Genomic DNA, 13,591 nt, shown 5'->3' on the forward strand with positions numbered 1-13,591 from the left:
CATCGGAAAGCAGCCGGTTGTAAGGTCGATGTGTTCAACACCCGTCAGGGCTCGCGCGACTTGCTGCGAGTTGCGACCGGGATGGATCACTCAGTGCAGGGAACGGCAGGAGATATGACCGTGCAGCAGGAGGCTCCCGCGGGCGGTACCGGCGAGACGGATGCGTCGCTTGAGGTCTGGATCGATCAGGACCTCTGCACCGGGGACGGCATCTGCGTGCAGTACGCCCCGGAGGTGTTCGAGCTGGACATCGATGGTCTGGCGTATGTGAAGAGCCCCGAGGACGAGCTCCTGCAGGACGTGGGGGCGACCACTCCGGTTCCTCTGACGCTGCTGCGGGACGTGGTCGACTCCGCGAAGGAATGTCCGGGTGACTGCATCCACGTAAGGCGCGTTTCGGACAGGGTCGAGGTCTACGGTCCCGACGCCGAGTGACGGTTCAAACACTTCTGGCGGTCGAGTCCGTCAGCTCCTGGCGGAATTTTCCGCCCACCCAGCGCCACTTGGAGACCTGCTTCACATCGGGGTCGGAGCGCGGTACCTCGCGTGAGGAGTAGCCGAGGAGCGTGGCGGTGACCTGCCCGTCGCTCACGGTGAGATCGGTGGCGTTCTGCCGGCGAGCGGGGTCGAGCAGGGTGGCGACCACGCGGGGGGCGGAACCGGCGGCGGGGTCCCGGGTGAGCACGTAGACGGCGTGGGGCGGGGTGCCGGAGCCGGCGTCGCAGCGTACGGCGGCGACGGTCTCGGGGCGTCCGTCCCCGTCGAGATCGCCCTCGGCGGTGGCCGTGACGACCTGTGCGAGGCTCCGGCAGTCCAGTGGGTACGTGAGCGCGTGCGCGTCGGGGGCGGGCTCCCGGGGCGCGCTGCGGGTTCCGGGGTTGGCGGCGGCGGACGACGCCGCGGGGGCCCCGTTGGCGGGGTCGGGTTGCAGGAGGCCCGCTCCGGCGATGACGGCGGCCATGGCCGAGGCCGTGGCGATCCAGTGGAGGGGCCCGGCGCGGTGGTGCGCCGGGAGTTCCAGCGTGGGGGCCGGCTCGGTGGGGCTGTGCAGCACGCGGGGTGTCTCCTGTGCGAAGGGTGACGGGGAGCCAGCATCGTGCCACACCTCACACCGGGGTGGAACGGGTGGGTGCGGGCGGGTTCGCGCGATGTGCCGGTACAACAAAAAGGCGCCGTGGCGTAGTTCCCGAGTCGGTTCGGGAACTACGCCACGGCGCCTTGCTGTTGGGTCGGCGGTGGGCCGGGGTCAGTCGCGGTCGGCGGAGCCGCCGCGCGACTGGCTGCCGGGGCCGTCGTAGTCCTCGCCGTAGGCGCCCTTGGAGGGGCGGCGGCGGCGCATCGGGGGTTCGACTCCGTCCGCGAGGCGGCGGGCGGTGACGAGGAAGCCGGTGTGGCCGATCATCCGGTGGTCCGGGCGGACGGCCAGGCCCTCGACGTGCCAGTTGCGGATCATCGATTCCCACGGCTGCGGTTCGGCGTAGCAGCCGAATTCGCGGATGGACTCGACGGTGCGCGAGAGCTGGGTGGTGGTGGCGACGTAGCAGCACAGGATGCCGCCGGGGACGAGAGCCTTGGAGACGGCCTCCAGGCATTCCCAGGGGGCGAGCATGTCGAGGATCACGCGGTCGACGTCGGTGTCGGACAGGTTGTCCTGGAGGTCGCCCACGGTCAGCTGCCACGCGGGGTGCGGGCCGCCGAAGTAGCGCTCGACGTTGGCGGTCGCGATCTCGGCGAAGTCCGCGCGGCGCTCGTAGCTGTGGAGCATGCCCTGGTCGCCGATGGCGCGCAGCAGGAAGCTGCTCAGGGAGCCGGATCCGACGCCTGCCTCGACGACGCGGGCGCCGGGGAAGATGTCGGCGAAGGCCAGGATCTGGCCGGCGTCCTTGGGGTAGACCACGGCGGCACCGCGGGGCATGGACAGGACATAGTCGGGGAGCAGGGGACGCAGCGCGAGGTACGCGACGTTGCCCGTGGTACGGACAACACTGCCCTCGGGAGCACCGATCAGCTCGTCGTGCGGGAAGGAACCCTTGTGGGTGTGGAAATTCTTCCCGGCTTCGAGCGTGAACGTGTAGTGGCGGCCCTTGGGGTCGGTGAGCTGAACCTGGTCCCCGACCTCGAAGGGCCCGCGTCGGCGGGCGGCACCGGTCGGTTCGGACATGTGACCAGTGTATTGGCTCTAGGACTGGGGCCGCGCCATGGCCTTCACGAAGGCCTTCTCGACGTCCAGGGCGGAGAGCACGCCGTAGATCGCGCCGCCGGTTTCGACGACGAGGTATTCGGTGGCGGGGGTGGTGCGCAGGTGGTCGAGGAGTTCTTCGCCGACGAGGTCCGCGGAAACCTTCATGCCGTCGGTGAGGTCCTGGGCGAGGGTGCTGACGGCGACCCAGGGTCGGCGGTGTTCGGGGACGGAGGCGATGGCGCTCTCGCGGACGAGGGCGATGGGGTCGCCGTGGCCGTCGACGACGACGAGGGCGCGGGCGCCGGCTTCGTTGGCGCGGCGCAGGGCCTCGGAGAGGGGGGTTGCGTTCTCGACGGGGATGGCGCGGCGGGTGAGGGTGCGGGCCTGGAGTTCGGGGAGGTGTTCGCGCAGTCGGGCCATGCGGAGGCTGTTGCCGGCGCCGGTCCAGATGATGGCGGCGAGGATCGCGGCGAGCAGGGCGTCCATGACGGTGTTCATGCCGCCGATTTCCTGGGGGCGGTTGCCGATGACGCCGGTGTGGGTGATCAGGGGCAGTCCGATGAGGACGGCGACGGCGAGGCCGCGGCCGACCCAGGCGGCGGCGATGGTGCCGGTCATGGGTTTGCCGGTGATGCCCCAGATGAGGGCGCGGAGCATGCGGCCGCCGTCGAGGGGGAGGCCGGGGAGGAGGTTGAAGGCGGCGACGAGGAGGTTGGAGATCATCAGGCCGCCGAGGAGGACGCCGGGGACGGTGGCCGGGTCGACGGCGTTCATGCCGAGGTAGAAGGCGCCGGCGAGGACGAGGGAGAGGAGGGGGCCGACGAAGGCGAGGACGAATTCGCGGCCGGGGGTCTCGGTTTCCTTCTCGATCTCGGAGACTCCGCCGAAGAACTGGAGCTGGATGCGGCGCACGGGGAGTTTGAAGCGGAGTGCGGCGATGGTGTGCGCGAGTTCGTGGACCAGGACGGAGGCGTAGAAGGCCACGGCGAAGAAGAGGGAGACGAGGTAGCGGGCGGGTCCGAGGTCGGGGAGTACGTGGTCCAGCTGGTCGCCGAAGACCCAGGTGATGAGGGCGGCGACGAGGAACCAGCTGGGCGAGACGTAGACGGGTACGCCGAAGGGGCGGCCCATGAGGAGTCCGCCGCCCGGGTCGGAGCGCTTGGCTGCGCGCTCGCCGGTTTCGTCGGTGTCTGCCACGGCTGTCCTTCGTTCGGTGCTGTCCGGCGTGGTGGGGGGGTGCCGGCGGTTCGTGGGGGTTCGTCGCGGTGTGGTGGCGCGGTGTGATGCTCCGATCATGCAGTGCGAGGGGGCTCGGCGTCGATGGTATGCGTGTGCTGTCGGCGGCGGGTCGTAGGGTTTCACGCATGACGACGAGCCCTGCCCCCGGTCCGGACGCGGCCGCTGCCGGTGTGACGCCCTCTGCGGGTGGTGGCGCGGTGCGGCCCGCTTCGCTGTCGCCTTCGCGGGCGAGCGATTTCATGCAGTGCCCGTTGCTGTACCGGTTTCGGGTGATCGACAAGTTGCCGGAGAAGCCGAGTGCGGCGGCGACGCGGGGCACGTTGGTGCACGCGGTGTTGGAGCGGCTCTTCGATCATCCGGCGGCGGAGCGGACGGCGCCGCGGGCGAAGGCGTTGATTCCGGGGCAGTGGGACCGGTTGCTGGAGGCCAGGCCGGAGCTGACCGAGCTGTTTCCGGAGGGGGACGACGGGGCGGGGTTGGCCGGCTGGTTGACGGAGGCCGAGGCGCTGGTGGAGCGCTGGTTCACGTTGGAGGACCCGACGCGGCTGGAGCCGGTGGAGCGGGAGTTCTTCGTGGAGACGGAGCTGGAGTCGGGGCTGCGGTTGCGGGGGATCATCGACCGGGTGGACGTGGCACCGTCGGGTGAGGTCCGGATCGTGGACTACAAGACGGGCAAGGCGCCTCGGCCTCAGTACGCCGAGGGCGCGTTGTTCCAGATGAAGTTCTACGCGTTGGTGGTGTGGCGGTTGAAGGGTGTGGTGCCGCGCCGGTTGCAGTTGGTGTACCTGGGCAGTGGGGACGTGGTGACGTACGACCCGGTGATCGCGGATCTGGAGCGGGTGGAGCGCAAGCTGCTGGCGCTGTGGGAGGCGATCAGGGAGGCGACGGAGACGGGTGACTGGCGGCCGCGACCGACGAAGCTGTGCGGCTGGTGTGATCATCAGGCGGTGTGTCCGGAGTTCGGGGGTACTCCCCCGGTCTATCCGTTGGTGATCGGGCCGAGGGCCGAGGTCCGGGTCGAGGGCCAGGTCGATGGCCAGGTCGAGGCGGTACGCCCGGAGGGATCCTGATCGGTGGATCAGGGCAGAATGGGCGGCGTCCGTCGAAGCCGTCGTACGAATTCGAGGTAGACCCCGTGGCGATCCGCGTACTGCTGGTCGATGACCAACCGCTGCTGCGCACCGGTTTCCGGATGATCCTGGAGGCGGAGCCGGACCTGGCGGTGGTCGGTGAGGCCGGGGACGGTCTGCAGGCGCTGGATCAGGTGCGGGCCTTGCAGCCCGATGTGGTGTTGATGGACATCCGGATGCCGCGGATGGACGGGGTGGAGGCGACGCGTCAGATCACGGGTCCGGGGCGGGACGGGCCGGCGAAGGTGCTGGTGTTGACCACGTTCGATCTGGACGAGTACGTGGTGGAGGCGTTGCGGGCGGGGGCGAGCGGGTTCCTGTTGAAGGACGCGCCGGCCGTCGAGCTGGTGCAGGCGATCCGGGTGGTCGCGGCGGGTGAGGCGATGTTGGCGCCGAGCATCACGCGGCGGTTGTTGGACAAGTACGCGGGGCATCTGCCGTCGGGTGAGGACAACGTGCCGGACGCGTTGGGGACGTTGACGGAGCGTGAGGTCGAGGTGTTGAAGCTGGTGGCCCGGGGGCTGTCGAACGCGGAGATCGCGGCGGACCTGTTCGTGAGCGAGACCACGGTCAAGACGCACGTGGGGCACGTGTTGACGAAGTTGGGTCTGCGCGACCGTGTGCAGGCGGCGGTGTACGCGTACGAGAGCGGTCTGGTGCGTCCGGGGGCTGGTCAGTAGTCTCCGCCGGGACGCGCGACGGCCCCCCGCCCGTGAGGGTGGGGGGCCGTCGCGCGTCCGGGGTGTCCCGGAGTGGGGTCTAGCCCTTGGCGATCTCCCAGAAGCGGAAGACGGTCGAGGCGTCGAGGGACCACTGGAGGCCGGTCACGTTGGGGCGGGTGACGGCGTACTGCTTGCTCTGCCAGAGCGGGAGGATCGGGACCTCGTCGGCGACGATGTCCTGGAGGCGGGTGAAGTCGGTGGTGGCCGCGGTGCGGTCGGACTTCGCGGAGGTCGACGGGATGATGGTCCCGTTGATCTCCTTGTTGTCGTAGTTGTTGCGCAGGACGTTGTCCGGGCCGAAGAAGGGCTGCGTGAAGTTGTCGGCGTCCGGGTAGTCGGGCACCCAGCCCTTCACGTAGACGCCGTACTTGCCGGCCTGGATGTCCTTGTCGTACTGCTCGAACTCGACGGACTTGACGTCGGCGTCGAAGAGGCCGCTGTCGTTGAGCTGCTTGGCGATCAGCTGGAATTCCTGGTCGGTGGACGGGCCGAACCGGGAGGGCGTCGAGTACAGGGTGATCTTCACCTTGTCCTTGATGTTGGCCGCGCGCAGGACGGCCTTCGCCTTGTCGACCTGGGGGCTGCCGCCGTAGCGGTCGAAGAACGGGGTGGTGTGGGATCCGATGCCGGCCGGGACGATCGAGTACAGCGGGACGGCGGTCCCGTTGTAGACCTCCTTGACGAGCGCTTCGCGGTCGACGAGGTAGGCGATGGCCTTGCGGATGGGGAGCTTGCCGGCGACGGGGTCGTTCATGTTGAAGACGAGGTGCTCGACCTCGGCGCCGGTGCCCTGGACGACCTCGACCTTCTGGTTGCCGGTGTTGCCGGCGAGGCCCGCGATGTCCTTGGCGGCGAGGCCGCGGAAGGCGAAGTCGACGTCGCCGCTTTCGAGGACCTTCTTGAGGGCGGCCTGGTCCTCGTTGAAGAACTTCATGGTGACGCCGGTGTTCTTCGGCTTGGCCTTGCCGCTGTAGGACTCGTTGACGGAGAAGTTGGCCGCCTTCTCGTTGATGGAGTCCAGTTTGTAGACGCCGGAGCCGAAGGCCTTGCCGTCGGTGCGGAGCTTGTCGGCGGGGTACTCGGTGTGGTCGACGATGGAGCCCGCGCCGGCCGCGATCTTGCTGGGGAAGGTCGCGTCGGGGGTCTTCAGGCGGAAGACGACGGTCCGCTCGTCGGGGGCGTCGATGCCGGCGATCGACGCGAGCATGACGGCCGGGCCGTTCTCGTCATTGATCCTCAGGGTGCGCTCGAAGGAGTACTTGACGTCCTGGGAGGTCAGCTTGTTGCCGTTGCTGAACTTCAGGCCGGCGCGCAGGACGCACTTGTAGACCTTGCTGTCGCTGCCCTGGAAGTCGCAGTTCTGCGCGGCGTCGGGCTCCGGGGTCGTGCCGCCCTTGGGGAAGGTCAGCAGCGACTGGAAGACGTTGTTGAAGAGCAGCCAGGAGCCCGGGTCGTAGCCCGAGGCGGGGTCGGTGGCCTTGACCTTGTCGGATATGCCCATGACCACGCCCTTGCCGTCTCCGGCGGCGGATCCATCCTGCGCACCGCAACCGCTGAGCAGCGCGGCGGCGGTGGCGGCGCCGAGCGGGGCTGCCAGCCACTGGTTACGTCTCATCACGCGAACGTCCTTCACAGTCGAACTGTTTCGTTGCGCCGGCCTGCGACTCCCGCTGCCGGTTCCTGCCTTGCTCAGCCGCTGACGCCCCGGCCGAGTTCCCACAGCTGGAGGTCGGAGATGGCGTTGACGGACCACTCCACTCCGGTGATGCCGTCGCGTGCGGCGACGTACTGCTTGCCCTGCCACAGGGGCAGGACGGGTACGTCCTCGGCGACGATTTCCTGCATCTCCGTGATCGCGGGGGCGGCGACGTTGCGGTCGGCGGCCCGTCGGGACTCGGGGATGAGACGGGTGCGTACGGCGGCGTTGGCGTACGGCGTGCCCAGGAAGTTGTCCTGCTCCAGGAACGGGGCGAGGAAGTTGTCGGCGTCGGGGTAGTCGGGGAACCAGCCGAGCCCGTAGGCGGCGTAGTCGCCCTTCTTCTGCGCGGGCCGGAAGTCGTTCCACTCGTTGCCCTGGACGGTGATGTCGAACAGTCGCGTGGAGTCGAGCTGGGTCTTGAGGGTCTCGAACTCGGCGGCCGTGCCGTCGCCGTAGTGGTCGGCGGTGTAGTTCAGGGTGAGCTTGACGGGGGTCTTGATGCCGGCGGCCTTCAGGATGTCGGCGGCCTTGGCGGTGTTGGCCTCGCCGTACTTGTTGAAGAACGAGTTGACGTGGCCGGTGACGGTGGTGGGGACCAGGGAGTACAGGGGCTGCGCTGCCTTGCCGTAGACCTTGGAGATGAGCTGGTTGCGGTCGACGGCGGCGGCGAGGGCCTGGCGTACGGCCTTGTCCTTGACGACCGGGGCCTCGGTGTTGAACCCGAGGTAGCGGATCTCGAGGCCGGGCATCGGGACGAGCTTGACGCCCTTGGGGGGCTTGGCGGAGAGCTCGGTGATCTGGGTGGGCGACAGGGTGCGGGAGACCATGTGGATGGCCCCGTCGGTGAGGGCCTTGCCCATGCTCTCGGAGTCGGCGAAGGTGCGCAGTTCGACCTTGTCGTTGCGGAGCTTGATGTCGCCCTGGTAGTTCGGGTTCTTGGTGAAGACGGCGCGGACGAGGTGGTCGTCCTTGACTTCGGCCTTCATGGTGTACGGGCCGGAGCCGTCGACGGCGAAGCCGGTGCGGAGCTTCCCGGCATCGTAGTTCTTCTCGCTGACGATGCCCGCGGCGGGGGTGGAGAGCTTGTACGGGAAGGTCGCGTCGGCGGTCTTCAGGTGGAAGACGACGGTGTCCTCGCCCTTGGTCTCGACGGTGTCGAGGGTGGAGAGCAGCGAGGAGGGGCCGTTCTCGTCCTTGATCGCCCGGACGCGGTCGATGGAGAACTTGACGTCCTGGGCGGTGAGGGGGTCGCCGCTCGCGAACTTCAGTCCGGGGCGCAGGGTGCAGCGGTAGCTCTCGTTGCCGGTGTCGGTGAAGCGGCAGTCGGAGGCCGCTTCGGGGACGGGCTGTCCGCCGCCGCGCGGGGTGTGCATCAGCGTCTGGATGGTCTGGCGCAGTACGTTCCAGGCGCCGGCGTCGTAGGCGTAGGCGGGGTCGAAGGGGGCGGGGGCGTAGTCGGCGGCCTCGAACCGGTCGGTGGTTCCGACGACGATCGCCCCGGTTCCTGCTCCTTCGCCGCTCGCGCTGCCGCATGCGGACAGCGCGGGGGCGAGCAGGCCTGCGACGGCCGTCAGCACCATGGTCTTGCGGTTCATGCTGGAAGTACTCCCTCGACCCGGCACTTGTTCGAAGCGGCGTGAAAGGCACTTCGCGACGGTCGCCCGTTCAGGGCGGAACGATCGGGCCGGTGGTGTGACGATCGGTCCACGCGGTACCGGCACAGGGGTGTGTGTCCGGTACGGCTGAGGTGCGGCGCGGTGCCCGGATCGACATTAGTGGCCTGGGACGGGATGGCTGGAACTGGCAGGAGTTGGGGCGTAATCGGACGGTGATCGGTGCGGACTGACCGCATCTGCCGGAGTCTCCGCAGATGCGGTCAGGAGCTGATCAATCCGGACACAAGGGAAGCCCCCGGAGAGCCCGTGGGGGCTTCTCGGGGGCTTCGTGGGTGACCAACGTCACCTGGCACAACTACGCCAGGGGGGATGGAATTTCGGCCTCCGGTCCAGGACGCGAGAGATCCTCTTGTGGGACCTGAGTCACACCCGCGTTCTGTTCGGTACGCAGCGTATGCGATCAGTTCATCGGAGTGATGAGGGACCGCAGGAACGGAAGGTCGACTTCCTCCAGGGAGCGGACGATCGTGCGGCCGGGGGCCGGTGCGATCACGCCGACGGAGGGGATGGCCACGACCCGGCAGCCGGCGGCCTCGGCGGCTGCGACGCCCGTGGCGGTGTCCTCGATGACCGCGCAGCGCGAGGGGTGCGCGCCCAGGGATCGGGCGGCGAACAGGTACGGGTCGGGGTGCGGCTTGGTACGGGGCACCTCGTCACCGGCGACCGTCATCGTGAAGCGGTCCCGGCCCAGGGTGAGCAGCACCTGGTCGATGACCCGGCGGTGGGAGGCGGACACGAGGGCGGTGGGCACGTTGTGCCGGGCCAGCTCGGCCAACAGCCGCTCGGCTCCGGGCATCATGGGCACCTGGTCGGCGATCCGGGCCTCGAAGCGCTCGTTGAGCAGGACGCTCAGCTCGGCGATTCCGATGGCCGCGCCGGTGGACTCGATGAGGAAGGCCGCGCTGCGGCTCATGGGGCCGCCGACGACGATGTCGCGCCACGAGTCCTCCAGCAGGTGGCCGAGCTCGCGGAAGATCTCCGCCTCGATCTCCCACCAGAAGCCCTCGGTGTCGACCAGCGTGCCGTCCATGTCGAGCAGCACCGCCTGGAGGGCCGAGTCGTCGGCCGTACGGGCGACGGGGGCGGGGACGGTACTCGTCATGCGCACACCTCTCTGAAGGGACGACAAGGCCGGCCACCTCTCTCCTCGGGGCGTACCCCGGGGAGCAGGCGACCGGCCTGTATGGGACCGACAAGTGTACGTCGATCCGCGTCAGCGTGCGTTGAAATACTTCGCTTCGGGGTGGTGAATCACGATCGCGTCGGTGGATTGCTCCGGGTGGAGCTGGAACTCCTCGGAAAGGTGGACCCCGATGCGCTCGGGCCGCAGGAGGTCGGCGATCTTGGCGCGGTCCTCCAGGTCGGGGCAGGCTCCGTAGCCCAGCGAGAAGCGGGCGCCCCGGTACTTGAGGTCGAACATGTCCTCGACCTTCGCCGGGTCCTCGCCGCCGAAGCCGAGCTCGGCGCGGACGCGGGCGTGCCAGTACTCGGCCATGGCCTCGGCGAGCTGGACGGACAGTCCGTGCAGCTCCAGGTACTCCCGGTAGGAGTCGGACTCGAACAGCTTGGCGGTGGCCTCGCCGATCCTCGATCCGACGGTGACCACCTGGAGGCCGACGACGTCGGTCTCCCCGGACTCCTCCGGGCGGAAGAAGTCCGCGAGGCACAGGCGGCGGCCGCGGCGCTGGCGCGGGAAGGTGAAACGGGTCCGTTCGTTGCCCTGCTCGTCGAGGATGATCAGGTCCTCGCCCTTGGAGACGCAGGGGAAGTAGCCGTAGACGACGGCGGCTTCCAGCAGGTTCTCGGTGTGCAGCTTGTCGAGGAGGCCGCGCAGCCGCGGCCGGCCCTCGGACTCCACGAGCTCCTCGTACGTCGCCCCGCCGGCGCGGGCCTGCTTGAGGCCCCACTGGCCCTTGAACAGGGCGCCCTCGTCCAGCCAGGAGGCGTAGTCCTTGAGCGGGATGCCCTTGACCACGCGGGTGCCCCAGAACGGCGGGGTGGGGATCGGGTTGTCGGTGGAGGTGTCGGAGCGGCCGCCCGGCTCCTCGGCCTCCGCCGGCTCGGGCAGGGGCGCGGTGCGCTTGGCGACCCGGCGCTGCTTGAGTTCGGGCAGGGTGGCTCCGGGGACGCCGCGCTTGACGGCGATGAGGGCGTCCATGAGGCGCAGGCCCTCGAAGGCGTCGCGGGCGTAGCGGACCTCGCCCTCGTAGATCTCGTGGAGGTCCTGCTCGACGTAGGCGCGGGTGAGGGCGGCGCCGCCGAGGATCACCGGGTAGTCGGCCGCCAGCTTGCGCTGGTTGAGCTCCTCCAGGTTCTCCTTCATGATCACGGTCGACTTCACGAGGAGACCGGACATGCCGATGACGTCGGCCTTGTGTTCCTGCGCGGCTTCGAGGATCGCGGAGACCGGCTGCTTGATGCCGATGTTCACGACGTTGTAGCCGTTGTTGGACAGGATGATGTCCACGAGGTTCTTGCCGATGTCGTGGACGTCGCCGCGGACGGTGGCGAGCACGATGGTGCCCTTGCCCTCGGCGTCGGTCTTCTCCATGTGCGGTTCCAGGAAGGCCACGGCGGTCTTCATGACCTCCGCCGACTGGAGGACGAACGGCAGCTGCATCTGGCCGGAGCCGAAGAGTTCGCCGACGACCTTCATGCCCTCCAGGAGGGTGTCGTTGACGATGTCGAGGGCCGGGCGGGTCTGAAGGGCCTCGTCGAGGTCGGCTTCCAGGCCGTTCTTCTCGCCGTCGATGATGCGGCGCTGGAGCCGCTCGTCGAGCGGGAGCGCCATGAGTTCCTCGGCGCGGCCGGCCTTGAGGGACTTGGTGTTGACGCCCTCGAACAGTGCCATCAGCTTCTGCAGCGGGTCGTAGCCCTCGGCGCGCCGGTCGTAGATGAGGTCGAGGGCGGTGCCGACCTGCTCGTCGTCGAACCGGGCGATGGGCAGGATCTTGCTGGCGTGGACGATGGCGGAGTCCAGGCCGGCCTTGACGCACTCGTCGAGGAAGACGGAGTTGAGCAGGACGCGGGCGGCCGGGTTGAGGCCGAAGGAGATGTTCGACAGGCCCAGCGTGGTCTGTACGTCCGGGTGACGGCGCTTCAGTTCGCGGATCGCCTCGATGGTGGCGATGCCGTCCTTGCGGGACTCCTCCTGGCCGGTGCAGATGGTGAAGGTGAGGGTGTCGATGAGGATGTCCGACTCGTGGATCCCCCAGTTGCCCGTGAGGTCCGCGATGAGTCGCTGTGCGATGGCGACCTTGTGTTCGACGGTGCGGGCCTGGCCCTCCTCGTCGATGGTCAGCGCGATCAGCGCGGCGCCGTGCTCCCGGGCGAGGGCGGTGACCTTCGCGAAGCGGGACTGGGGTCCGTCGCCGTCCTCGTAGTTGACCGAGTTGATGACGGCGCGGCCGCCGAGCTTCTCCAGGCCGGCCTGGATGACGGGGACCTCGGTGGAGTCCAGCACGATCGGCAGCGTGGAGGCGGTGGCGAAGCGGCCGGCCAGTTCCTTCATGTCGGCGACGCCGTCACGGCCCACGTAGTCGATGCACAGGTCCAGCATGTGCGCGCCTTCGCGGATCTGATCGCGTGCCATCTCCACGCAGTCGTCCCAGCGCGCCTCCAGCATGGCGTCGCGGAACTTCTTCGAGCCGTTGGCGTTGGTGCGCTCCCCGATCGCCATGTACGAGGTGTCCTGGCGGAACGGGACGGTCTGGTAGAGCGAGGAGGCGCCGGCCTCGGGCCGCGGCTCGCGGGCGGCGGGGCTGAGGCCGTGGACCCGCTCGACGACCTGGCGCAGGTGTTCGGGGGTGGTGCCGCAGCAGCCGCCGACGAGGGAGAGCCCGTACTCGCGGACGAAGGTCTCCTGGGCGTCGGCGAGCTCGCTCGCGGAGAGCGGGTAGTGCGCCCCGTTCTTGCCCAGGACGGGCAGGCCGGCGTTGGGCATGCAGGAGAGGGGGATGCGGGAGTTGCGCGCGAGGTGGCGCAGGTGCTCGCTCATCTCGGCGGGGCCGGTGGCGCAGTTCAGGCCGATCATGTCGATGCCCAGGGGCTCCAGCGCGGTGAGCGCGGCGCCGATCTCCGAGCCGAGCAGCATCGTGCCGGTGGTCTCCACGGTCACGGAGCAGATCAGCGGCACGGACACGCCGAGGGCCTCCATGGCGCGGCGGGCGCCGATGACGGAGGACTTGGTCTGGAGGAGGTCCTGGGTGGTCTCGACGAGGAGGGCGTCGGCGCCGCCGGTGATCAGGCCCTCGGCGTTGATCTGATAGGCGTCGCGGATCGTCGCGTAGTCGATGTGGCCCAGCGTGGGCAGCTTGGTGCCGGGGCCCATGGAGCCCAGGACCCAGCGCTGACGTCCCGTGGAGGCGGTGAACTCGTCGGCGACCTCGCGGGCGATGCGGGCGCCGGATTCGGACAGCTCGTGGTTGCGTTCGGCGATGTCGTACTCGGCGAGGGCGGCGAAGTTCGCGCCGAAGGTGTTCGTCTCGACGCAGTCCACGCCGACGGCGAAGTACTCCTGGTGCACGTTGCGCACGATGTCGGGGCGCGTGATGTTCAGGACCTCGTTGCAGCCTTCGAGCTGCTGGAAGTCCTCCAGGGAGGGGTCTTGCGCCTGGAGCATCGTTCCCATGGCTCCGTCGGCGACGACCACACGGGTGGCGAGTGCCTCCCGAAGGGCGTCGGCCCGGGTCTGGGTGTCTGCGGGCGGGTTCGGCAACGAGGCCATGGATGTGCTCCCTGGGATGCGACGGCTGTCGGCTTTGCACCCCCTCTGTGTCAAGGGTGCACGCGGTCAGGGTAACCGCGCGGTGGCGACCCCGGTGGGGCTGTCCCACGTGGCGGACTGCATTCTGTGCGCGGGGGTCTGGCCGGGCTGTCCGGATCGATGCTGTCCTGAAGATTCCCCCGGCCATGCGCGAGGTCGGCATCGACCGATACTGTTC

Annotated in this window: 10 protein-coding genes; 3 read left to right on the top strand and 7 right to left on the bottom strand. The window is 69.1% G+C overall.

Annotated elements, in window-relative coordinates:
• Positions 1-114 precede the first annotated feature (114 nt).
• Positions 115-435 (top strand): ferredoxin, encoded by a 321-nt coding sequence (locus tag ACFYW3_RS17565; protein ID WP_351752019.1) that lies wholly within the window; start codon positions 115-117, stop codon positions 433-435.
• Positions 436-439: 4 nt separating this feature from the next.
• On the opposite strand, the gene ACFYW3_RS17570 is transcribed toward ACFYW3_RS17565, so the two are convergent.
• The 3 genes from ACFYW3_RS17570 to ACFYW3_RS17580 all read right to left on the bottom strand — a co-directional run bounded on the left by ACFYW3_RS17570 (position 440) and on the right by ACFYW3_RS17580 (position 3,478).
• Positions 440-1,054: a hypothetical protein gene (locus ACFYW3_RS17570; RefSeq protein ID WP_389386690.1), complete on the bottom strand. Its 615-nt coding sequence runs from the start codon at positions 1,052-1,054 to the stop codon at positions 440-442.
• A gap of 192 nt (positions 1,055-1,246) precedes the next feature.
• Positions 1,247-2,161 carry a tRNA (adenine-N1)-methyltransferase gene (locus ACFYW3_RS17575; protein ID WP_351375560.1) on the bottom strand — a complete coding sequence of 305 codons (915 nt, stop codon included), beginning with the start codon at positions 2,159-2,161 and terminating at the stop codon, positions 1,247-1,249.
• 18 nt (positions 2,162-2,179) lie between these two features.
• Entirely contained in the window at positions 2,180-3,478 is a 1,299-nt protein-coding gene (locus tag ACFYW3_RS17580) for a site-2 protease family protein (protein WP_389386691.1), read from the bottom strand.
• Between the two features lie 182 nt (positions 3,479-3,660).
• Here ACFYW3_RS17580 and ACFYW3_RS17585 point away from each other — a divergent pair, with 182 nt between their 5' ends.
• Positions 3,661-4,491 (top strand): RecB family exonuclease, encoded by an 831-nt coding sequence (locus ACFYW3_RS17585; RefSeq protein WP_389386760.1) that lies wholly within the window; start codon positions 3,661-3,663, stop codon positions 4,489-4,491.
• Positions 4,492-4,556: 65 nt separating this feature from the next.
• Complete coding sequence (locus ACFYW3_RS17590; RefSeq protein WP_351752013.1) at positions 4,557-5,231, top strand: response regulator transcription factor; 675 nt, start codon at positions 4,557-4,559, stop codon at positions 5,229-5,231.
• Between the two features lie 79 nt (positions 5,232-5,310).
• Here the strand turns inward: ACFYW3_RS17590 and ACFYW3_RS17595 are convergent, their stop codons facing one another.
• The 4 genes from ACFYW3_RS17595 to metH all read right to left on the bottom strand — a co-directional run bounded on the left by ACFYW3_RS17595 (position 5,311) and on the right by metH (position 13,374).
• Entirely contained in the window at positions 5,311-6,888 is a 1,578-nt protein-coding gene (locus ACFYW3_RS17595; RefSeq protein WP_389386692.1) for an ABC transporter substrate-binding protein, read from the bottom strand.
• A 74-nt stretch (positions 6,889-6,962) separates the two neighbouring features.
• Entirely contained in the window at positions 6,963-8,567 is a 1,605-nt protein-coding gene (locus tag ACFYW3_RS17600) for an ABC transporter substrate-binding protein (protein WP_389386693.1), read from the bottom strand.
• Between the two features lie 481 nt (positions 8,568-9,048).
• Positions 9,049-9,750 (bottom strand): HAD family phosphatase, encoded by a 702-nt coding sequence (locus ACFYW3_RS17605; RefSeq protein WP_266951236.1) that lies wholly within the window; start codon positions 9,748-9,750, stop codon positions 9,049-9,051.
• A gap of 111 nt (positions 9,751-9,861) precedes the next feature.
• The gene (metH, locus tag ACFYW3_RS17610; protein ID WP_351752007.1) at positions 9,862-13,374 is read right to left on the bottom strand and encodes a methionine synthase; all 3,513 of its coding nucleotides are present in this window, start codon (positions 13,372-13,374) and stop codon (positions 9,862-9,864) included.
• Between the last annotated feature and the right edge of the window lie 217 nt (positions 13,375-13,591).

The organism is Streptomyces sp. NPDC002602, assembly GCF_042889445.1.
Taxonomy (GTDB): Bacteria; Actinomycetota; Actinomycetes; order Streptomycetales; family Streptomycetaceae; genus Streptomyces.